This is a genomic window from Rhodoferax sp. GT1R46, from assembly GCF_056521285.1.
This window is the reverse complement of sequence record NZ_JBWMBC010000013.1, coordinates 1-19,722: the sequence shown is the minus strand read 5'-3', so window position 1 is coordinate 19,722 and position 19,722 is coordinate 1. Positions and strand designations below refer to the sequence as shown.

The following is a 19,722-nucleotide window of genomic DNA, read 5'->3' as shown; positions in this document are numbered from 1 at the left end:
TTCAAACTCCAGCCATTGTTGTCAGGGAAATCAGTTTTTCGGGCGGCTTGATGGCTCCGAGGCCACCCATGAACAGGTCGGCCACGATGGGTGCCAGTGTGTCGTAATCCAGTTCACCTTCCGGCTTCATCCAGGTGAACATCCAGTTGATCATTCCGAACAGCAGCATGGTGAGCGGAGTGGTCAGCGCGGCCTGCTTGAGCTCGGGGCGAATGCCCGCTACCGCGCGTGCAAAACCCGCCACCACCTCGCGCTCCTTGCCCAGGACGCGCTCGCGGTCTTCGGGCTGCAAAAACTTCACGTCTTCGGTCAGCACGTGGTGTGCATCTTGTGCATCCGCATACTCTTCAACGATGCGGCGAATGAGTTCGCGCATCAACTGCTCGGGCGGCAGGGTCAGGGCGGTGACATCGGCCACCAGTGCCTGCAGACGCGAGACATGGCTGTCGGCAATACTGACCAGCAAACTGTATTTATCGCGGTAGTAGTGGTACAGCGTGGCCTTGGAGAGCCCACAGGCCTCGGCCACCTGATTCATGGACGTAGCGGGGTAGCCACGGCGCGCAAACAGGTGGGCCGCGCGGGCGAGAATCATCTCGCGCTGGTCGTCGTATCCGGGGGCGCGTCCGCGGGCCATCAGCTTGCTCTCATGTGTTTGGGATTGGGGTTAGCGATCATCAAACGACAGTACCACGCGCTCCGTCAGTGGGTGCGCCTGGCAGGTCAGTACAAAGCCAGCCGCCACTTCATTCTTGTCGAGGGCAAAGTTGCGCTCCATGCGCACGGCGCCTTCCAGCACTTTGGCCCGGCAGGTTCCGCACACGCCAGAGGTACACGAGAACGGCACCTCCAACCCCGCCGCCGAGGCGCAGTCCAGAATGCTCGGCTGGTCTTTGCGAAACTCGATTTCGCGGCGCAGGCCATCGCGCACGATGACGATACGCGCCACTTCGGCGTCACCGGGTTTGGCTTCGTGAATCACAGCCCCTACTTCGGTTTTGCGGTCCGCTGGCAACTGCGCGACGCCAAAGCGCTCGATGTGAATGCGTTCCTCAGGCACACCCGCTGCCAGCAGCGCGGTCTCGGCCTCGTCGTTCATCTGGAACGGGCCGCAGATGTAGACATGGTCAATGCTGCTGGCCGGCATCAGTGGGCCCAAGAATTCGGCGATTTTTTCGCGGTTCATCACACCGCTGTTCAGGGGCGCATCGGTGTGCTCATCCGAGAACACATGCTGCAGCACCAGGCGCGACATATAGCGGTTCTTCAGGTCTTCCAGCTCTTCCTTGAACATGGTGGAGCGCAGCTGGCGGTTGCCGTAAATCAGCGTGAACTGGCTGTGTGGCTCGCGCGCCAACACGGTTTTCATGATCGACAGAATGGGGGTAATGCCACTGCCACCGGCAATGCCCACATGGTGGCGGTGCGCGGCGGGGTCCAGCGGTACAAAAAAGCGCCCTTGCGGCGCCATTACCTGAATCGTGTCACCCACTTTCAGGCTGGCGTTGATCCAGTTGGAAAACACCCCACCCTTGACCTTGCGCACGCCCACGCGCAACTCGCCATCGTCCACTCCCGCACAGATGGAGTACGAGCGACGCAGGTCCTGCCCGTCAATCTGGGTGCGTAGCGTGAGGTACTGGCCCTGCGTGAAGCCAAACACCGTACGCAATTCTGGCGGTACGGCGAACGCGACGATCACGGCCTCGGCGGTATCGGGCTCGACCGAACGAACGGTCAGAGGATGAAAAATAATGCTCATATCAAACTCGCTTAAATGGGCTTGAAATATTCAAACGGCTCCTGGCACGCCAGGCAACGGTACAAAGACTTGCAGGCAGTGGAGCCATAGGCGGACAGCTGCGTGGTATGGGTGCTGGCGCAACGCGGGCAGGCTATGGCTTCTTGCGTCGCCAGCCGCCGGCTGATAAAGCGCATGGGCACGGCATCACCAGCAGCCAGCGTGCATGGGGGTGCAATGCCGTACTCGCGCAGCTTGCGCCGACCGTCTTCACTGATCCAGTCGGTGGTCCAGGCGGGTGCGCGTTGCAGCCGGGCGGTGGCAGGGCCCAGCCCCGCCGCTTCAATAGCCTCCAGCACGTTGCGCTCAATCAGCTCGGTGGCCGGGCAACCCGAATAGGTGGGCGTGAGCACAATCTCCAGCGCGCAGTCCAATGCATCGCCTTGCGGCAATACATCGCGCACGATGCCCAGGTCGCACACCGACAAGGCGGGCACTTCGGGGTCAAGCACATCGGCCAGCACCGCCCAAACCTGCGCGATACGGGCTGCGTGCGGGTCTGGCGCCACAGCGTTCACCAGGTTCCCCCGGGGTAGGCGCGCTGCAGATATTGCATCTCGGGGAGGATGTGGCCCATGTGCTCGCTGTGCACACCGCGCTTGCCGGTGCTGCGAAAGGCGGAGTCCTTGGGCACAACCAAACCCGCCTCATCCAGCAGCATGGCCATGTCAGCCAGCCAGGGTTCGCGCAACTCCGACCAGCGGGGGCCCAGGCCCGACGCAGCGGCTTGCTCATCCACCGCATCGTCCTCCAGCAGCTCGGGGGTGTAGCGCCAGAGGCTTTCCAGCGCAGTCTCAACGCGCTGGCGCGATTCAGCGGTGCCATCACCCAGACGCACCACCCAGTCGCCCGCATGCTGCTGGTGGTAGCGTGCCTCCTTGACGGCCTTGCCGGCAATGGCCGCCAGCTCGGCATCGGATGACTCTGCCAAGCGCTGCCACATCAATTTCAGGAACGTGGCCACCATCGCGTTGCGCACCACGGTAAAGGCGAAGTCACCACGCGGCAACTCGACCAGGGTCACGTTCAAATAGTCGCGCTCTTCGCGCAGGAAAGCCAGCTGGTCTTCGTCCAGCAAGGGCGCGCCTTTTTGCGCACCGATTTGTCCGGCACGGGTCAGCAGAGCACGGGCCTGGCCAATCAAATCAAGCGCCGTGTTGGTGAGCGCAATGTCTTCTTCCAGAACCGGCGCGTGGCCGCACCACTCGCCCAGACGCTGGCCCAGAATCAGGCAGGTGTCGGCCAGGCGCAGCACGTATTGGACCGCAGGATCGCGGCTGGGTTGAATCGAGGTTGGCATCAAGGTTGGGCTCATGGCACGCATCTCATTCACATGTGGTCCACGGATTCGGGCAGCGCGTAGAAAGTGGGATGGCGGTATACCTTGTCTTCCATCGGATCAAAGAACATGGCTTTGTCGCCCGGATCGCTGGCCACAATCTGGTCCGAGCGCACCACCCACAGGCTGCTGCCCTCCTGGCGGCGGGTGTACACATCGCGTGCCAGCTGGATAGCCATCTTGGCATCGGTCGCGTGCAGGCTGCCGCAATGCTTGTGGTCCAGGCCGGCCTTGGTGCGCACAAAAACTTCCCACAGGGGCCATTCATTTTGAGTGGTCATCGCAATTCCTTCGGATGTTGGTTGAGTCATGTCAGGCGGCCTTGCGGGTCACATCCTGCTTGCCGGCGTGGGCCAGCGCTGCTTCGCGCACCCAGGCGCCGTCGTCCCAGGCCTTGACGCGGGCGCCCAGTCGCTCGCGATTGCAGGGGCCGTCGCCACCCACCACGCGCCAGAATTCAGGCCAGTCAATCACGCCGTAGTCGTAGTGCTGGCGCTCCTCGTTCCATTTCAGGTCTGGATCAGGCAACGTGATGCCGAGCACCTTGGCCTGGTCCACGGTGGCGTCAATGAATTTCTGGCGCAGCTCGTCGTTGCTGACGCGCTTGATGCCCCAGCGCATCGACTGCGCGGTGTTGGGCGACTGGTCATCGGGCGGGCCGAACATCATGATCGACGGCCACCACCAGCGGTTGACCGACTCCTGCACCAAAGCACGCTGCGCGTCGGTGCCTTTCATCATGGTCAGCAAAGCTTCATAGCCTTGGCGCTGGTGAAAGCTTTCTTCCCGGCAGATGCGGATCATGGCGCGGGCATACGGTGCATACGAGCAGCGGCAAATCGGCACCTGGTTCATGATGGCCGCGCCGTCCACCAGCCAGCCGATGGTGCCCATGTCGGCCCAGGTCAGCGTGGGGTAGTTGAAGATGGAGCTGTATTTGGCCTTGCCGGTGTGCAGCGCGTCGAGCAGCTGGTCGCGCGAAGTGCCCAGGGTTTCCGCTGCAGCGTACAGATACAGCCCGTGGCCGCCTTCGTCTTGCACCTTGGCCAGCAAAATGGCTTTGCGCTTGAGCGTGGGCGCGCGGGTAATCCAGTTGCCCTCGGGCAGCATGCCGACGATCTCCGAATGCGCGTGCTGGCTGATCTGGCGCACCAGCGTCTTGCGGTAGTGCTCGGGCATCCAGTCTTTGGCTTCGATGAAATCGCCCGCGTCAATGCGGGCCTCGAAGCGTTCTTCCAGCACCATTTCTTCGGCCGAACGCACCGCCTTTTTGCCGTTGCCGGGCTCAGGGGTCATGGTGTCCATTGCTTGGGTGTACATAGGTGTCCTTTCCTTGCGTTGTCAGTTACTGCGCGAGCGGGAATCGACCACGCGCCTTGCTTTGCCGGTCAGCGTGCGTTGAATGGAGTCGGGCACCAGCACCACGGCGCGGGTGGAGATGCCCACCAGGGTCTTGATGCGGTGTTCCACCCATCCGCCGATTTCACGCAGTTCGGTCTCGCCCATCTGGCCTGCGGCGGGCTGGATTTCGCAGTGCACTTCCACCTGGTCCAGCGCGCCGTCTCGGCTGACCAGAATCTGGTACTGCCCCGAGAGCTTGGTGTGCTGTAGCACGATTTCTTCAATTTGTGTGGGGAACACATTGACGCCGCGGATGATGAGCATGTCGTCACTTCGGCCCACAATTTTGCCCATGCGGCGGAAGGACCGCGCGGTGGGTGGCAGCAGGCGCGTGAGGTCGCGCGTGCGGTAGCGGATGATGGGCAGCGCCTCTTTGGTGAGCGAGGTGAACACCAACTCGCCCTCGGCACCATCGGGCAGCACTTCGCCGGTCAGCGGGTCAATGATCTCGGGGTAAAAATGGTCTTCCCAAATCACCGGGCCGTCTTTGGTTTCAATGCACTCGCTGGCCACACCCGGGCCCATGACTTCGGAGAGGCCGTAAATGTCGACGGCATCCAGACCGGCTTTGGCCTCCAGATCACGGCGCATGGCCTCGGTCCAGGGCTCGGCACCAAAGATGCCGATCTTCAAGGAACTGGCAGCCGGGTCCAGCCCCTGGCGCGCAAACTCTTCAATGATCACCTGCATGTAGCTGGGTGTGACCATGATGATGTCGGGCTTGAAGTCCTGAATCAGTTGCACCTGCTTTTCGGTCTGACCACCCGACATGGGGATTACCGTACAACCCAGTTTTTCGGCACCATAGTGCGCGCCCAGCCCGCCGGTGAACAGGCCATAGCCGTAGGCAATATGGCAGATGTCACCCCGGCGGCCACCGGCTGCCCGGATGGAGCGCGCTACCAGATTCGCCCAGGTGTCGATATCGTTTTGCGTGTAGCCCACGACCGTCGGCTTGCCGGTGGTGCCAGATGAAGCGTGGATGCGCGCCACCTGGGTGCGCGGCACGGCAAACAGGCCAAACGGGTAGTTGTCGCGCAGGTCTTTCTTGACCGTGAACGGGAACTTCGACAAGTCGCTGAGCTGTTTCAAGTCGCTGGGGTGTACGCCCTTGGCATCAAAGGCCTGGCGGTAGTGCGGCACGTTGTCATAGGCGCGCTGCAGAGTTTGCTGCAAACGCTGCAGTTGCAGAGCGGTGATTTCGTCGCGGCTGGCTGTCTCTATGGCTTCCAGGTCGCCGGGGGCGGGGTGTTTCACGGTCATGTGGGTGTCCTTGGGATTTCAGCCGATACCGTCGGTACAGCCGGCTTGCCTTTGATGGTGTACGAGCGACCGCGAAAAACGGCCAGACGAATACCCTGCTGGTTCACGATCTCGGCGTCATAGACACCCGTGCGGCCGGCGCGGGACACTTCGGTGCAGCGCGCCATCAGCGCATCGCCTTCCCGGCCGGGTGCCAGAAAATCGATGCTGAAGCCCGATGCCACGGTCAACTCCCCATACGAATTGCAGGCAAAGGCAAAAGCCGTATCGGCCAGTGTGGACAAAAACCCGCCATGGCAGGTCTGGTGACCATTGAGCATGTCCTTGCGCACCACCATGTGCACCGTGGCGCAGCCAGGCGTTACTTCTATAACCTGCATGCCCAACGCTTTGGAAGCGTGGTCGTTCAGGAACAAACCGACGCGCACCTGGTCGGCCACGTCTTGGGGAGAATGCGGTTGCTTGGAAATGGCGTGGGGCATAGCGGGGCTCAACGGTCGGTGAATTGGGCTGGGCGTTTGGCTGCAAATGCGGCCAGACCTTCCTGGTAGTCCGATGCATTGCCCAGTTCGCGTTGTGCCCGCGCTTCGGCATCCAGTGCGTCTTCCAACGACAACAGTTGCGCACCGTCCATGGCCTTGCGGGCAGCCACCAACGCCCGGGTGGGCATGGCGGCCAGTCGTGCCGCCAGCGCCTGCACCTCTTGCACCAGCGCAGCGTCGTCCACACACTTCCAGATCAAGCCGATGCGTTCCGCGTCGGCCGCGGGAAGCTTGTCGCCCAGTAGCGCCAGCCCCATGGCCTGTCCGCGACCGACCAGACGCGGCAGCAACCAGGTGCCGCCTGCGTCGGGAAGAAGGCCGATTTTGCTGAAGGCCTGAATAAAGCTGGCTGCGCGACCGGCCACGACCAAGTCGCAGTTGAGCGCCAGGTTGGCCCCCGCCCCGGCGGCTACGCCGTTCACGGCGGCCACCACCGGCACCGGCATGCTGCGCAAGCGCAGCACCAGCGGCCGGTAAAAACGTGCAATGACATCGCCCAGGTCTTTTGGGCTTGCGCCGGGGGTGGTGTCGGGCGCGACCGATGGGTCGGCCAGATCCTGTCCAGCGCAAAAGCCACGCCCGGCACCCGTCAGCACCACGCAACGCACAGCGGCATCCTGTGCGGCTTCGTTGAGCGCCGCCAGCAGCTGCCCGTGCATTTCAGCGGTAAAGCTGTTGAGCGAAGCCGGACGGTTTAGCGTCAGGGTTCGTACCGCACCCACTTGCGACGACAGGATCAGGGATTCAGGCATTTTTCATTTACGGATAGAAGCAGGTTTGACGGTCTTTGATCTACAACAAACATAATAGACCGACCGGACGGTTGACTTTACTATCTTTGGCTTGTCTGATGCAAGTCAAAAGCCTACGGACAAACCCTTAGTTCGGGCGATTGGAGTGACAATGACTGGATGCCTGCACAACGCCCCCGATGAGCCTGACCCTTACGGTGCGAACGCTTGCCGCGGCAGGCGTGCCGCTTCTGCAGCATCTGGCCCTGACCGTGCCACCCGGCGTGATCCACACGGTCATGGGCGCCAGCGGATCCGGCAAATCGAGCTTGCTGGCGGCGGTCTGTGGCACGCTGCCGGAAGGTTTGACCTTTGACGGCGACATTGCGCTGAACGGCCTGCGCATAGAGCACCTTCCTACCGAGCGTCGCCATGTCGGAATCTTGTTTCAGGATGACCTTCTGTTCGCCCATATGACGGTGCGCGAAAACCTGCTGTTTGCAGTACCGGCCGGCCCAGAAAACCAGCGCGAAGCACAGGTTGCACAGGCATTGGTGGATGTGGAAATGCCGGATTTTTCGCAAGCCAACCCGGCTACCCTATCGGGCGGCCAGCGTGCCCGTATTGCCCTGGCGCGTGCGCTTTTGGCCAAGCCACATGCGTTACTACTGGACGAACCCTTCTCCAAGCTGGACGCAGCCTTGCGTACCCGCATCCGGGCGCTGGTATTCGAGATGATTCGACAACGGAAAATTCCTGCACTACTGGTGACGCATGATGCCGCTGACGTGGCAGACCCTCACCACATCACCGTATTGGCCGACACGATCTCAACGGCATAAAGCGCAACCAGGTAAGAAACGGCGCCCCTGGGCGACTAATGCGCTTTGACCACTAGACTAGACGCCATGATGAAAACCTACTTGCGCAGCATCGCCATGGTCTTATCCCTCGGGGTCACGATTGCGCACGCGCAAGTTGCAACACCGGACCAACCGGCCAAAGATCCATCGACCATCGGGCAAGCCCTGCAATTGCAGGCATCGGACCTGGCGGGCAAGCGGTTTACGCCGACAGCAATCCAGAACAAGGTCAGTGTGGTGTTTTTCTGGTCAACCACCTGTGCCGTTTGCCGGGACAGCCTGCCCGAGTTGCGCGCCAACCTCGCCGGATGGAGGGGCAAGCCATTTGTGCTGGTCACTGTCAATGTAGACCGGGCCCGCGATGACTGGGTCGGCTACGAAAATATTGCCTCGCGCACCCAGATGCCTGCCAGTGGACTGCTCGCGTTGCGGCAGGATGCGCTGGTTCCCGCGCCCACCCGGCTACCCCTGACATTGCTGGTGGATGCCCGAGGCAAGGTGGTTGCCCGATTTGAAGGGCGCCTTGCGCCCGAGGTGTGGGATGGCGTGGCAGAGCTGCTTCCCTGACGCTCCATGCTTGACCGTTTCGCCATCACCCTGCTCCGCCCCCCGGTTACCGCGGCCGCCAAAGTACTGGTGCGCGCGGGCGTAGGCGCCAACTCCATCACCGTGGTGGGTTTTGCAGTCGGCTTGTTTGCTGCAATTTTGATAGCTAACAGCGCATATCTGACGGGGGCTACAGCCATTTTTATCTCAAGAATCTGCGATGCACTCGACGGCGCCGTCGCGCGCCAGACCCACAGCACAGACGCAGGCGGGTTTCTGGACATCGCGCTGGACTTCCTGTTTTATGCCAGCATTCCGCTGGCTTTTGCGGTGGCCAACCCGGGCGCCAACGCGTTGGCTGCGGCCACACTGCTGGCGGCGTTTGTGGGCACCAGCAGCAGCTTTCTGGCCTTTGCCACGCTGGCTGCCAAGCGCGGGCTCACCAGCCTGGATTACCCCGACAAGTCGTTTTACTTTTTGGGTGGGCTGACGGAAGCCACTGAAACGCTGGCCTGTTTTGCAGCCATGTGCCTGTGGCCACAACATTTTGCGTTGCTGGCCTATTCCTTTTCGGCACTGTGTGCCATCACCATTGCCACCCGCATCGGCTGGGGCTGGAAGGCGTTGAAATGAAACTATCCAAGGCGTTATTACTGGCTGGCATCGGCGTGGCTGTCGTCCTGTTTTTTGCGCTGGATCTGGGGCGCTTCCTCAGCCTGGCTTACCTCAAAGAGAGCCAGGCGAGCTTTGCAGCGCTCTACGCGCAGTCGCCGTGGTTCGTTCGCGGCGCCTACTTTGCGGCGTATGTGGCGGTGGCCTCGCTTTCCCTGCCCGGCGCCGCGATTCTGACGCTGGCAGGCGGCGGCGTGCTGGGACTGGGCTGGGGCTTACTGCTCGTGTCATTTGCATCCACCCTGGGTGCGACGGTGTCCTTCCTGATGGCGCGCTTTGTGTTGCAGGCCAGCGTGCAGGCCCGCTTTGGAAACCGGCTGGCAGAGATCAACCGCGGCGTGGAACGGGACGGCCCCCTGTACCTGTTCAGCCTGCGGCTGATTCCCGTGGTGCCGTTCTTCGTGATCAACCTCGCGATGGGCCTGACCACCATGCGAACCTGGACCTTCTATTGGGTCAGTCAGCTCGGCATGCTTGCGGGCACCGCGGTGTATGTGAATGCCGGTACCCAGCTGGCGCAGATCCAGTCCCTGCGCGACATCGTGAGCCCCGGCTTGCTGGGCTCTTTCGTGCTGCTGGGCCTGTTTCCGCTGGTGGCTCGCAAGGTAATGGACGCGGTGCAGCGACGCAAGGTGTATGCGCGCTGGAACAACGTGCGGCCCCAAACTTTCGATCGCAACCTGATCGTGATCGGCGGTGGCGCGGGCGGGCTGGTATCGGCCTACATTGCGGCCGTGGTCAAGGCCAAAGTCACGTTGGTGGAAGCCCACAAAATGGGCGGCGACTGCCTGAACTACGGCTGCGTTCCCAGCAAGGCCCTCATCAAGAGCGCCAAGCTGGCCCACCAGATGCGCCAGGGTGCCCGCTACGGCCTGAGCAATACGACACCCGCCTTTCGCTTCAAGGCGGTGATGCAGCGCATACACGACGTGATTGCGGCTATCGAGCCGCACGACAGCGTGGCGCGCTACACCGGACTGGGCGTGGAGGTGCTGCAGGGCTACGCCAAAATCATCAACCCCTGGACGGTAGAGATTGCGCTGAACGACGGCGGCAAACAGATACTGACCACGCGCAGCATCGTGATCGCCGCGGGTGCGCGGCCCTTTGTCCCGCCGCTGCCCGGTCTGGATGCGGTCGGCTATGTCACCAGCGATACCCTGTGGGACACCTTCGCCCGGCTGGACGACGTTCCGAAGCGCCTGGTCGTACTGGGCGGTGGCCCGATTGGTTGCGAACTGGCGCAAGCCTTTGCCCGCTTGGGCTCTGCGGTGACGCAGATCGAGATGGGCCCGCGCATCATGGTGCGCGAAGACGAAGAAGTGTCGGCATTGGCCGCCGCTGCCTTGCAGGCCGATGGCGTCCAGGTGCTCACGGGCCACAAAGCCCTGCGCTGCGAGCTGGCAGGCGATGAAAAAGTGCTGGTGGTGGAGCACGGCGGCACCGAGAAGCGCATCGCGTTTGACCAACTGCTCTGCGCCGTGGGCCGGGTCGCACGCCTGACGGGCTACGGACTGGAGGACCTGGGCGTACCCACCGAAAAAACGGTGCAGACCAACGAATACCTGCAAACCATCTACCCCAATATTTACGCAGCCGGTGACGTGGCCGGGCCGTTCCAGTTCACCCACGTGGCGGCGCACCAGGCCTGGTATGCGGCGGTGAACGCGCTGTTTGGCGACTTCAAGCGTTTCAAGGCCGACTACTCCGTCATTCCCTGGGCGACGTTCATCGACCCCGAGGTGGCGCGCGTGGGGCTGAACGAACAGGAGGCGCGGGAAAAAGGCATTGCTTTCGAAGTAACGAAATACGGGATTGACGACCTGGACCGCGCCATTGCAGACAGCGAAGCCCACGGCTTTGTCAAAGTGCTCACGGTGCCAGGCAAAGACACCATTCTGGGCGTCACCATCGTGGGAACCCATGCGGGCGATTTGCTGGCCGAATACGTGCTGGCCATGCGCCACGGCCTGGGCTTGAACAAGATTCTGGGAACGATTCACACCTACCCCACGCTGTCAGAGGCCAATAAATACGCCGCGGGGGAATGGAAGCGCGCGCATCAACCCCACCGGTTGCTGGAGTGGGTGCGCAGGTTCCACGACTGGCGACGGGGCTGAACATGCAACAACTGATGCAGAGCGTTCTTGCTATTAGTTCCATAGCTGCTCGCGCATTATCCACGGGGGCTAGCGGTCTATTTGGCTTGTTCTTTCTTTTATCAGCCCCCGCCCAGGCTCAAACACTGAAGCCGTTTTCCGGCGCGGCTTTGGGGCCGCCGCCGGCACCCTGGCGCGTGGTGGGCCTGCCTGCCAACAAGGCGCCGCTGGCTGAACTGGACATCGTTCAGCTCGGCACTCAAAAGGTGCTGCGCCTTCGCACCGAACACTCCTACGGCACCGTGAGCCACGCCCTGCCGGCGCAGACTCCCGCTGGAACCCTGCGCTGGCGCTGGCGGCTGGACCAACCGGTGGCAGACGCGGACCTGCGGCGCAAAGAGGGCGACGACGCACCCCTCAAGGTCTGCGCGATGTTTGACCTGCCCTTGGACAGGCTCGGCTTTGTCGAGCGCAACCTGCTGCGCCTGGCCCGCACCGCCAGCGGTGAGTACCTGCCCGGCGCCACGCTGTGTTACGTGTGGGACCAGAAGCTGCCCGTTGGCGCGGAGCTGGCCAACGCCTACACCCGGCGGGTGCGCTTCATCGTGCTGAACTCCGCCAACACCCCCTTACAGCAGTGGGTGACCCATAGCCGCGATCTGCGTGCCGATTTTCTGCGCAGTTTTGGCGCAGAAACCGACACGGTTCCGCCCCTGTTGGCCATTGTGGCCGGGGCTGATTCCGACAACACGGGCGGCTCCAGCCTGGCCTATCTGGACGACCTCTCGCTCGTGGAACAATAGGCGGCATGACCGCTGCCGCCCCTTCTGCATTCTCTGACACCCTCGCGCCAGAAAATCCGGCCCATCGGCCACGCCAACTGGTTCTGCTGGGATCGGGCGACGCGCATTTGCATGTGCTGGCGACACTGGCTGCGCAGCCCATGTCCGGGGTTCAGGTCACATTGGTGGCCCCCCATCCGCGCCAGATGGTCTCAGGCATGGTGCCCGGCTTCATAGCCAATCACTACCCACTGGAAGACTGCGTCATCCCGCTGGAGCCCCTGGTGAAACGCAGCGGCATACGATGGCTGCAGCGCAGCGTCGTTGCAGTGGACGCACAAGCGCAAACCCTCGCGCTCGATGACGCCAGCGCGCTGCATTTCGATTGGCTTTCGGTCAACACCGCGCCAGTCCAGAACCGCGAAGCGATGGAGCAGACCATCCCCGGAGCGCGCGAGCACGGGCTCTTTGCGCGCCCGATTGAAGCCTTCGCGGCGCTCTGGCCTCGCGTCGCTGAAATGGGCGATGCACGCCCTCTGCGTGTGACCGTGATTGGCGCAGGCGCCGCAGGGATCGAGATGGCCCTCTCCGTGCGCCACCGCCTGCCCACCGCTTCGGTCACACTGCTGAGCGGTCTTGAATCGGCCGGCGCCCGCTACCCCCAACCCGTTCGACAGCGCCTGATGGCCGTGTTGAAAGCACGCAAGGTCACCGTGCTGCAGGATGTGGCGGTGGCGCTCAAAGCCGGAGCTGTTCAATTGGGCTGCGGCGCCGATCTGGCATGCGACGTACCCCTGCTAGCCACCGGCGTACAAGCCCCGGCGTGGCTGGCCAACAGCGGCCTGACGCTTGACGACCAGGGTTGCATTGCCGTGGACGCGTACCAACGCTCCACCAACCACAGCCGGGTCTTTGCAGCGGGCGCTGAGGCCGCGCGCGCCGGCCCGGCCTTGCTGCACAACCTGGCGGCCACCACCTCGGGCAGCGCGCTCCAGCCCTACGAACCATCTGCCTCCCCCCTCCACCTGCTGGCGTGTGGTGACCGGTACGCCGTTGGGAGTTGGGGTAAATATAGCGCGCAGGGCCGCTGGGTGTGGTGGCTAAAAGACGCAATCGACCGGCGGTTTATGGCCCGCTACGCCCGCCCAGCACAATAATCTGATTCAATTCAGCGGATACAAAAAAAAGGAGACAGGCATGACTACGGCTGATACCCCCTCATCGTCCGGTACGCCACCGGGTGCTCCTCCTCAGCGCAGGGTGGACCAGCTTCTGGCCCATTACGGCGAAAGCCACACACACCCCACCAACGAGGTGATTCACTTTGTCGCCATCCCGCTGATCATGCTCAGCCTAGTTGGCCTGATATATGCATTGCATCCGCTGGCAGCCTATGCATTCGTGGCGGCCAGCATGGTCTATTACGCGCGGCTGTCGGCGGTTTTTCTGGTCACCATGGTCGCAGGCTCATTCGGCATGTTGGCCCTCATTCACGCGATGGACGCCCGCGGGATTCTGGTCCATGCATGCCTGGCCATCTTCGTGGTGGCGTGGATTTTTCAGTTCATCGGCCATAAATTGGAAGGCAAAAAGCCGTCGTTCTTTGAAGACGTCCAGTATCTGTGGGTGGGACCACTTTTTGTGCTGAGCAAGCTTTTTGGCAAACTCGGCGTGCGCTGGTAGTCGCAATAAATTGACTGAAGAACACCATGCATTTCTTTCGCCAAGTGGTCTTCATTGCCAGAATTGAATCCCGGTTTTTCGTGCGCTACCCCAAGATGCTGCTGGCCACCCTGGCAGTCGCGCTGATACCGGCCTTGTATGCCGTTATCTACCTCTCTGCGGTGTGGGACCCCGCGGCCAACACCGGGGCACTTGCCGTGGCCCTGGTCAATCTGGATGAAGGTGTGGAGTACCGGGGGTACGTTTTCAATGTGGGCGCCGAGGTGATCTCAAGGCTCAAGAAAAGTCACACCTTCGGCTTCAAGGACTACGCCGACGAGCAACAGGCGCGCCAGAACGTGCGCCAGGGCAAGCTCGCGTTTGCCCTGATCATCCCCCGGGATTTCAGCTCCAACGCCATTCCGGGGGCCGAAGCGGGCGGCGGGAAGCTGGTTATTCACACCTCGGAGGGCAACAGCTTCGAGAGCGCCAACCTCGCACGCCATTTCGCCCGCGAGCTGGGACACGAGGTCAATGAAAGTCTGAACGAGCGGCGCTGGGCACTGGTGCTCTCCAATGCGACCGGATCCCAGCGCAGTGTGGAACGCCTGCGTGATGGGGTTGACCAGCTGCGCAACGGAGCCCAGGAACTCGCCGCTGGATCCGACCAAACCGCCACCGGTGCGCGGGCCGTCACCAAGGGTGCAGGGCGACTCAACGATGGCGTTGGCCAGATGACAACCGGAGTGCGGCAGTTGGGCACCGGGCTGCGCACCATGGAGGCGCGACGACCGCCGGACGCCGACCTCACCCGGCTCACCACTGGGGCAGAAGCACTGGCTGCGGGCCATGAGGAACTGGGCCGGGGCCTCACAGAACTGAAGGCGGGATCGCAACGCATCAAACTGGGGGTGGATACCTTCAAGGATGAAACCAGCAGCAGTTTCCTGGTCACCAATAAGGTGACCGAAGGCGTCAGCCAGCTCGCCAGCAGCGTCTCCCAGCTGGACGACGGGCTGGCGGCCGCAGGCGACGCGCAGCAAAAACTGACGGAGGGGGCCGGCCGGCTCAGCGCCGGCGTTGGCTCGCTCGCCAGCGGCGTACGCGCACTGGGCAACGGCATGCGGACCATGATCAGCAAGCTGCCCGACGAAGGCCAGCTCGACAGTCTGGACGATGGCGCCGGTGACCTGATGGCGGGCACTGTCGCTGTGTCGGACGGAACAAAAAAAATCCAGGCCGGCGCACAGCACCTGACGGCGGGGCTGAACCTGCTCTCCGCCTCCTTGCCTGCGGCCGCGCCCACGCCCGACGGAAGCGCACAGGGGCTGGCCAACTCCGTAGAGCCCCATGTGGAAGTGGATGCCATGGTTCAGAACAACGGCAGCGGCTTTGCGCCCAATGTCATTCCGGGCGCGCTCTGGCTGGGGGCTGCGATCGCAGCTTTCCTGATCAATGTGCGCGTGCTACCCCGCCATGCACAGTCTTTTTCAACACCCGCGCAGTTTCTTGGCAAGTTCTGCATTCCTGCCATCGTGGTGGTAGCGCAGGCCCTGCTGGTGCTGTTGACCGTGCAGTATGTTCTTCACATGCACATATTCCAGCCGGCGGTATTCGCGCTGACACTGGTGATTGCATCGCTCACTTTTCTGTGCATCGTTTTCGCCCTGACCCGGGCGTTTGGCGACGCTGGAAAAGCGCTGGCGATGATCTTCCTGGCTGTGCAACTCTCCTCCTCAGGCGGCATTATTCCGGTAGAGCTCAGTGGGAGCGTGTTCGTCAACATCAGCCCGTGGTTGCCGCTAACCTGGGTGGTCAGGGCTCTCAAGGCGAGCATGTTTGGCGCCTACGATGGCTTGTGGCAGCAGCCCCTGTTGCTGGTGGGCCTGGCAGGTGCCGCCGCCGCCGCACTGGCGGCCACCGTGGGGCGATGGCGGTACGTGCGGCACACGGCCATGCGACCGGCGATTGACCTTTGATCTCCGGGCACTGAGCACCTATGCAATTGACCCGCCCTAGCCTACGGATGCAAATCGTCTTGACGGTTGCTCTGGCATTTGCGATTTTTGTGGCGAGCATCATCTGGGGTGCATTGACCTATTTACGCAATGAAACCGTCAATGCACTCAAACAAGACCAGTGGATTCTGGTGCAATCAATGGCAGATGAGCTGGATTCCAAGCTGAACCTGGCGGTGAGAGCGTTGGAGAGTGAGGCTAAAAACGTAACCCCGCGAATGTTGGCGGATCCAGATGTCGGGCAGAACTTTCTTGATTCGCGCTCAGCGCTCAAGGCCACCTTTGACAACGCCGTGATTCTGGCGTCTGAAGACGGCCGCGTGGTGGCGGAAAGCCCGTTTCAGGCTGGCCTGCGGGGCAGAAGCATCGCGAATGCCGAGTTTTTCAAGGTGCCCACCCAAACCCAGACCCGATTCATATCGAAGCCCTTTTCATCATTGCGCGCGCAGGGACGGCCCGCAATCACGATAGTCATTCCGGTCAAGGACGCACAGGGAAAGATGATTGGCAGGCTGCACGGCAGTTTTGAGCTGCTCGGCGATAACCTGTTCGCAGCCCTGTCCAAACGGAAGATTGGAGAAGGCGGATATTTCTTTGTGTTGACCCGCGACCGAGTCCTTATTTCCCATCCAGACCCCAAGCGAATCATGGGGCCCGGCGCAGACCCTGGGGTCAACCGCGTGGTTGATGCCGCCCTGAATGGATTTGAAGGCGCCGACAGCACCGTTACCAGCGCTGGCGTCCCCATGCTGACAGCCGTCAAAGGTATAAAAACTACGGGGTGGATTTTGGGGGGGCAAATACCTGAAGCGGAGGCAATCCTGCCTTTCCAGCACGCGGCCAAAGTGGTCAGCGCCATGGGCGCTATGATGGCCATCGGGCTGACCGGCATCTGTTTTTTTCTGGTTTGGCGCTTCACGCGGCCCATTGGCCTGATGGTGGAGCACATGAAGGCGTTTCCCGGTCTCAGCGACCGGCATATGCGACCGGTTGATGACCCGGACCTGCAAAAGATCGTTCTGGGTTTTAACGAAATGGTCGACGGCCTGACCGAAGCGGAGCGATTGCAAGCAGTGAGCGCGCAGCAGACCCGTGAACTGAACGCCACACTGGAAGAGCGCGTCCATGATCGCACCCAAAAACTTCAACAAGCGAATCAGGAGTTGTCGATCGTGGTGAGCACGCTCAAACAAACCCGTGATGACCTGCTGAATGCCGAAAAGCTGGCGGCACTGGGAGCGATCGTGGCCGGAGTCGCGCACGAAATCAACACACCCATCGGCAATTGCCTGACGGTGAGCACGACGATGGATCACCAGTTGAACGCGTTGGAACTTTCGCTGAGCGCAGGTTTGCGACGGTCTGAACTGAATCAATTCATTGAGAACTCCAGATCCGGCACCGACTTGTTGATGCGCAATCTGTCCAGGGCCGTCGAGCTGATAGACAGCTTCAAACAGGTTGCGGTGGATCGCAGCAGTTCCAAACGCCGGAAATTTATTTTGCGGTCCCTGGTTGCAGAAAGTGTGCTGACCATGCATCCCGCCATTCATGCGTCGGGGTGCAAAGTGGTGACCGATATTCCGCCGGACATTGAATTCGATGGCTTCCCTGGCCCGCTGGGTCAGGTCATCAGTAACCTTATCAACAACGCAATCATCCATGGCTATGGTGGTGGGCCGGCAGGTTGTGTCACCCTGTGGGCTACAACCCTTGCAACAGGGCTGGTAGAAATGACGATACATGACGCCGGTGCAGGCATTCCGCCGGAATACCTGGAACGGGTGTTTGAGCCTTTCTTCACTACCCGCTTTGGACAGGGCGGCTCTGGCTTGGGCCTCAGCATCTCACACAACATAGTCACCGGGATATTGGGCGGAAGTCTGGAAGTAGAAAGCGTCGTAAAGAACGGCACAACTTTTCGGATTCTGCTGCCGTTGAATGCGCCGCAACTGGGGTGAGGCGCGATTGCATGGCAGTCGGTGCTTTGGCGAACAGACCGCGCTCGCTGTAGCCACCACACTAGGCGGATGATTCCAAGCCAGATTCCTGTCGACCAACCGACCGATGCTGTAGCAGATTTGACGCTTACCCGCGCCTCTGCCGACCCACTTTTCCTGACCACACCGCGCGTATCCACCTTTTTTGGCACCCAGGGGCTGACGAATGCCAGTGGTTTCTTCTTCGAACGTGATGAGCGGCTGTACTTGGTCACGAGCCGCCATGTGCTGATCGACAAGGCAACGCAGCATGCGCCTGACCGTCTGGAAATTGAGTTGCATGTGGATGCCAATGATTTGACACGCTCCGTGCGCTTTTCCATCCTGCTGTACGAGGACGGAAAAGCGGCATGGCGGCAAGGCCGCGACGCGGGCGGTGACATTGACGTCGCCGTTCTGGAAGTGGACCGCAGCCGTTTGCCAGCCTCTGCCGTCATTCACGCTTTTACGCCAGCGCATCTGGTGAAAACCTTTGCGGAAGTACCCGTTGGCGAAACCATTCTGGTCGTGGGCTTTCCGCTGGGTTTTCACGATGCCGTGCACCACCTGCCGGTGCTGCGCCACGCTGTTATTGCGTCGCCTTTCGGCATCCGCTTTCAGGGACAAGGCTATTTTCTGACAGATGCCCGCACGCACCGCGGTATCAGTGGTGCGCCCGTTGTGTTACGCGACCCGACCCAGGGACCAGAAGCAAGCGCCCTGCCCTGGAAACTGCTGGGTGTGCATTCCTCCCGAATGGACATGGGAAACCGTGACTTGGTGCTCGACGAGTCGCTCGGCCTGAACTGTGTCTGGTACGCCGATATTCTCCTCATGCTGACCCGTGAAAGTCACTGACAACCCATTGACCGTAGCCTTGACACCGCGCGGAATGGCGGATCTGTTGAAGGCAACTCTGCATGCTTGGCTGGACGACCGCGCACCCACCATGGGCGCAGCACTGGCCTACTACACGCTGTTCTCGATGGCGCCGCTCTTGCTCATTGCCATCAGTGTCGCAGGCGCGGTGTTCGGGCTGGATGCCGCGCGCGGCGAAATTTTGGGGCAACTTTCCGGCTTGCTGGGCAGGGATGGGGCGGCTGCAGTGGAAAGCTTGCTCAAGAGTGTTCAACGCAACGACCAGTCCTTGATTGGCACCACGGTGGGCATTGTGTTGCTGTTGCTGGGTGCGACAACCGTATTTGCCGAGTTGCAGGATTCGCTGAACCGCATCTGGAAGGTGCCTGCACCAGGCCCCGCCCCGATGGTGAGCAACTTCCATGGAGGCTGGCTCTTGCTGCGCACACGCCTGATGTCCTTCGGCCTTATTCTGGGAATCGGCTTTTTGCTGATGGTCTCTCTGGCCGTGAGCGCTGCGCTGGCAGCATGGGGCCGTTGGTGGGCGCCCGTGTTCGGCAGCTGGGAGGCGCTGCTGGTCTTGGCAAACCATGCCTTCGGTTTTGTGTTGACGGCGACGCTGTTTGCCCTGATCTACAAGTACATGCCGCGCGAGCGCATCGGCTGGACTGACGTCTGGCTGGGCAGCGCCGTGACGGCCTCGCTGTTCACCCTGGGCAAGGGCGCCATTGGCTGGTATATCAGCGGCAGCGGCGTAGCGTCCGGTTTCGGCGCGGCCAGTTCCATTGTGGTGTTGCTGGTGTGGGTTTACTGGTCGGCACAGGTGTTTTTACTCGGCGCCGAATTCACATGGGTCTTTGCGCACCGGTTTGGCTCGCGGCGAATGACTTGACCGTCTACGACCAAGCGCGGAGTGTACGGATCCCAAAATTCAAAAGGGCGCGGTGTCCAAGACACCGCGCCCTTTTTTTAAGTTACCCAGGAATTAATTCGCAGATTTTGCCGCGTATTTGGCGGGGAACAGCGTGCTGAGCTTCTGGCCGGTAGCAGGCTCGATCACATCACCGCTGTTGCCAGCGCGCTGTGCCTGAGCCATCTCGGTGCTCACTTGCGAGCGGGTTTTGCCGGATGCCACTGCGCTATTGGAGTAGAGCGCGGGGAACAAT

General features: G+C 61.6%; 21 protein-coding genes. 11 read left to right on the top strand and 10 right to left on the bottom strand.

The genetic code is table 11. The features are described 5' to 3' along the window. Nucleotide 1 precedes the first annotated feature (1 nt). From AC097W_RS19940 to AC097W_RS19900, 9 genes are read right to left on the bottom strand one after another with little or no spacing between them, the layout of a single operon-like run. Nucleotides 2-637 carry a TetR/AcrR family transcriptional regulator gene (locus AC097W_RS19940; protein WP_479604385.1) on the bottom strand — a complete coding sequence of 212 codons (636 nt, stop codon included), beginning with the start codon at nucleotides 635-637 and terminating at the stop codon, nucleotides 2-4. Nucleotides 638-667: 30 nt separating this feature from the next. Then, nucleotides 668-1,762, bottom strand: coding sequence for a 1,2-phenylacetyl-CoA epoxidase subunit PaaE (paaE, locus tag AC097W_RS19935; RefSeq protein ID WP_479604384.1), 1,095 nt, complete (start codon nucleotides 1,760-1,762; stop codon nucleotides 668-670). Between the two features lie 11 nt (nucleotides 1,763-1,773). Further along, nucleotides 1,774-2,322 (bottom strand): 1,2-phenylacetyl-CoA epoxidase subunit PaaD, encoded by a 549-nt coding sequence (gene paaD, locus AC097W_RS19930; RefSeq protein ID WP_479604435.1) that lies wholly within the window; start codon nucleotides 2,320-2,322, stop codon nucleotides 1,774-1,776. Then, nucleotides 2,316-3,101 carry a 1,2-phenylacetyl-CoA epoxidase subunit PaaC gene (gene paaC / locus AC097W_RS19925; protein WP_479604434.1) on the bottom strand — a complete coding sequence of 262 codons (786 nt, stop codon included), beginning with the start codon at nucleotides 3,099-3,101 and terminating at the stop codon, nucleotides 2,316-2,318. The genes paaD and paaC overlap by 7 nt, the downstream gene beginning before the upstream one ends. Before the next feature lie 29 nt (nucleotides 3,102-3,130). Beyond that, complete coding sequence (gene paaB, locus AC097W_RS19920) at nucleotides 3,131-3,421, bottom strand: 1,2-phenylacetyl-CoA epoxidase subunit PaaB (protein ID WP_479604383.1); 291 nt, start codon at nucleotides 3,419-3,421, stop codon at nucleotides 3,131-3,133. Nucleotides 3,422-3,452: 31 nt separating this feature from the next. Next, complete coding sequence (gene paaA, locus AC097W_RS19915; RefSeq protein WP_479604382.1) at nucleotides 3,453-4,460, bottom strand: 1,2-phenylacetyl-CoA epoxidase subunit PaaA; 1,008 nt, start codon at nucleotides 4,458-4,460, stop codon at nucleotides 3,453-3,455. Nucleotides 4,461-4,481: 21 nt separating this feature from the next. After that, nucleotides 4,482-5,804 (bottom strand): phenylacetate--CoA ligase PaaK, encoded by a 1,323-nt coding sequence (paaK, locus tag AC097W_RS19910; protein ID WP_479604381.1) that lies wholly within the window; start codon nucleotides 5,802-5,804, stop codon nucleotides 4,482-4,484. Further along, complete coding sequence (gene paaI, locus AC097W_RS19905) at nucleotides 5,801-6,286, bottom strand: hydroxyphenylacetyl-CoA thioesterase PaaI (protein ID WP_479604380.1); 486 nt, start codon at nucleotides 6,284-6,286, stop codon at nucleotides 5,801-5,803. Before paaI ends, paaK begins: the two co-directional genes overlap by 4 nt. Before the next feature lie 8 nt (nucleotides 6,287-6,294). Next, the gene (locus AC097W_RS19900; protein ID WP_479604379.1) at nucleotides 6,295-7,098 is read right to left on the bottom strand and encodes an enoyl-CoA hydratase-related protein; all 804 of its coding nucleotides are present in this window, start codon (nucleotides 7,096-7,098) and stop codon (nucleotides 6,295-6,297) included. A 179-nt stretch (nucleotides 7,099-7,277) separates the two neighbouring features. Here AC097W_RS19900 and AC097W_RS19895 point away from each other — a divergent pair, with 179 nt between their 5' ends. The 11 genes from AC097W_RS19895 to AC097W_RS19845 all read left to right on the top strand — a co-directional run bounded on the left by AC097W_RS19895 (nucleotide 7,278) and on the right by AC097W_RS19845 (nucleotide 19,448). Beyond that, complete coding sequence (locus AC097W_RS19895) at nucleotides 7,278-7,919, top strand: ATP-binding cassette domain-containing protein (RefSeq protein WP_479604378.1); 642 nt, start codon at nucleotides 7,278-7,280, stop codon at nucleotides 7,917-7,919. Between the two features lie 66 nt (nucleotides 7,920-7,985). After that, entirely contained in the window at nucleotides 7,986-8,507 is a 522-nt protein-coding gene (locus AC097W_RS19890; RefSeq protein WP_479604377.1) for a TlpA family protein disulfide reductase, read from the top strand. Nucleotides 8,508-8,513: 6 nt separating this feature from the next. Beyond that, complete coding sequence (locus AC097W_RS19885) at nucleotides 8,514-9,119, top strand: CDP-alcohol phosphatidyltransferase family protein (protein ID WP_479604376.1); 606 nt, start codon at nucleotides 8,514-8,516, stop codon at nucleotides 9,117-9,119. Continuing rightward, entirely contained in the window at nucleotides 9,116-11,278 is a 2,163-nt protein-coding gene (locus AC097W_RS19880; protein ID WP_479604375.1) for an FAD-dependent oxidoreductase, read from the top strand. Before AC097W_RS19885 ends, AC097W_RS19880 begins: the two co-directional genes overlap by 4 nt. Before the next feature lie 86 nt (nucleotides 11,279-11,364). Further along, the gene (locus AC097W_RS19875) at nucleotides 11,365-12,060 is read left to right on the top strand and encodes a DUF3047 domain-containing protein (protein WP_479604374.1); all 696 of its coding nucleotides are present in this window, start codon (nucleotides 11,365-11,367) and stop codon (nucleotides 12,058-12,060) included. Between the two features lie 5 nt (nucleotides 12,061-12,065). Beyond that, the gene (locus AC097W_RS19870; RefSeq protein ID WP_479604373.1) at nucleotides 12,066-13,196 is read left to right on the top strand and encodes an FAD-dependent oxidoreductase; all 1,131 of its coding nucleotides are present in this window, start codon (nucleotides 12,066-12,068) and stop codon (nucleotides 13,194-13,196) included. A gap of 40 nt (nucleotides 13,197-13,236) precedes the next feature. Continuing rightward, nucleotides 13,237-13,722, top strand: coding sequence for an Mpo1 family 2-hydroxy fatty acid dioxygenase (locus AC097W_RS19865; RefSeq protein WP_479604372.1), 486 nt, complete (start codon nucleotides 13,237-13,239; stop codon nucleotides 13,720-13,722). Nucleotides 13,723-13,748: 26 nt separating this feature from the next. Beyond that, the gene (locus AC097W_RS19860) at nucleotides 13,749-15,680 is read left to right on the top strand and encodes a YhgE/Pip family protein (protein WP_479604371.1); all 1,932 of its coding nucleotides are present in this window, start codon (nucleotides 13,749-13,751) and stop codon (nucleotides 15,678-15,680) included. Nucleotides 15,681-15,727: 47 nt separating this feature from the next. Beyond that, nucleotides 15,728-17,680: a sensor histidine kinase gene (locus tag AC097W_RS19855; protein ID WP_479604370.1), complete on the top strand. Its 1,953-nt coding sequence runs from the start codon at nucleotides 15,728-15,730 to the stop codon at nucleotides 17,678-17,680. Between the two features lie 69 nt (nucleotides 17,681-17,749). Continuing rightward, the gene (locus AC097W_RS19850) at nucleotides 17,750-18,556 is read left to right on the top strand and encodes a S1 family peptidase (protein WP_479604369.1); all 807 of its coding nucleotides are present in this window, start codon (nucleotides 17,750-17,752) and stop codon (nucleotides 18,554-18,556) included. Next, nucleotides 18,543-19,448 (top strand): YihY/virulence factor BrkB family protein, encoded by a 906-nt coding sequence (locus AC097W_RS19845; protein WP_479604368.1) that lies wholly within the window; start codon nucleotides 18,543-18,545, stop codon nucleotides 19,446-19,448. The genes AC097W_RS19850 and AC097W_RS19845 overlap by 14 nt, the downstream gene beginning before the upstream one ends. Nucleotides 19,449-19,541: 93 nt before the next feature. Here the strand turns inward: AC097W_RS19845 and AC097W_RS19840 are convergent. Then, nucleotides 19,542-19,722, bottom strand: a 181-nt coding sequence (locus AC097W_RS19840; RefSeq protein WP_479603430.1) for a hypothetical protein, incomplete at its 5' end; no start/stop codon positions are given.

Coding starts and splice junctions, on each gene's coding strand:
- AC097W_RS19940 (WP_479604385.1), bottom strand. CDS start 637: ATGGCCCGCGGACGCGCCCCCGGATACGACGACCAGCGCGAGATGATT.
- paaE (WP_479604384.1), bottom strand. CDS start 1,762: ATGAGCATTATTTTTCATCCTCTGACCGTTCGTTCGGTCGAGCCCGAT.
- paaC (WP_479604434.1), bottom strand. CDS start 3,101: ATGCCAACCTCGATTCAACCCAGCCGCGATCCTGCGGTCCAATACGTG.
- paaB (WP_479604383.1), bottom strand. CDS start 3,421: ATGACCACTCAAAATGAATGGCCCCTGTGGGAAGTTTTTGTGCGCACC.
- paaA (WP_479604382.1), bottom strand. CDS start 4,460: ATGTACACCCAAGCAATGGACACCATGACCCCTGAGCCCGGCAACGGC.
- paaK (WP_479604381.1), bottom strand. CDS start 5,804: ATGACCGTGAAACACCCCGCCCCCGGCGACCTGGAAGCCATAGAGACA.
- paaI (WP_479604380.1), bottom strand. CDS start 6,286: ATGCCCCACGCCATTTCCAAGCAACCGCATTCTCCCCAAGACGTGGCC.
- AC097W_RS19900 (WP_479604379.1), bottom strand. CDS start 7,098: ATGCCTGAATCCCTGATCCTGTCGTCGCAAGTGGGTGCGGTACGAACC.
- AC097W_RS19895 (WP_479604378.1), top strand. CDS start 7,278: ATGAGCCTGACCCTTACGGTGCGAACGCTTGCCGCGGCAGGCGTGCCG.
- AC097W_RS19890 (WP_479604377.1), top strand. CDS start 7,986: ATGATGAAAACCTACTTGCGCAGCATCGCCATGGTCTTATCCCTCGGG.
- AC097W_RS19885 (WP_479604376.1), top strand. CDS start 8,514: ATGCTTGACCGTTTCGCCATCACCCTGCTCCGCCCCCCGGTTACCGCG.
- AC097W_RS19880 (WP_479604375.1), top strand. CDS start 9,116: ATGAAACTATCCAAGGCGTTATTACTGGCTGGCATCGGCGTGGCTGTC.
- AC097W_RS19870 (WP_479604373.1), top strand. CDS start 12,066: ATGACCGCTGCCGCCCCTTCTGCATTCTCTGACACCCTCGCGCCAGAA.
- AC097W_RS19865 (WP_479604372.1), top strand. CDS start 13,237: ATGACTACGGCTGATACCCCCTCATCGTCCGGTACGCCACCGGGTGCT.
- AC097W_RS19860 (WP_479604371.1), top strand. CDS start 13,749: ATGCATTTCTTTCGCCAAGTGGTCTTCATTGCCAGAATTGAATCCCGG.
- AC097W_RS19855 (WP_479604370.1), top strand. CDS start 15,728: ATGCAAATCGTCTTGACGGTTGCTCTGGCATTTGCGATTTTTGTGGCG.
- AC097W_RS19850 (WP_479604369.1), top strand. CDS start 17,750: ATGATTCCAAGCCAGATTCCTGTCGACCAACCGACCGATGCTGTAGCA.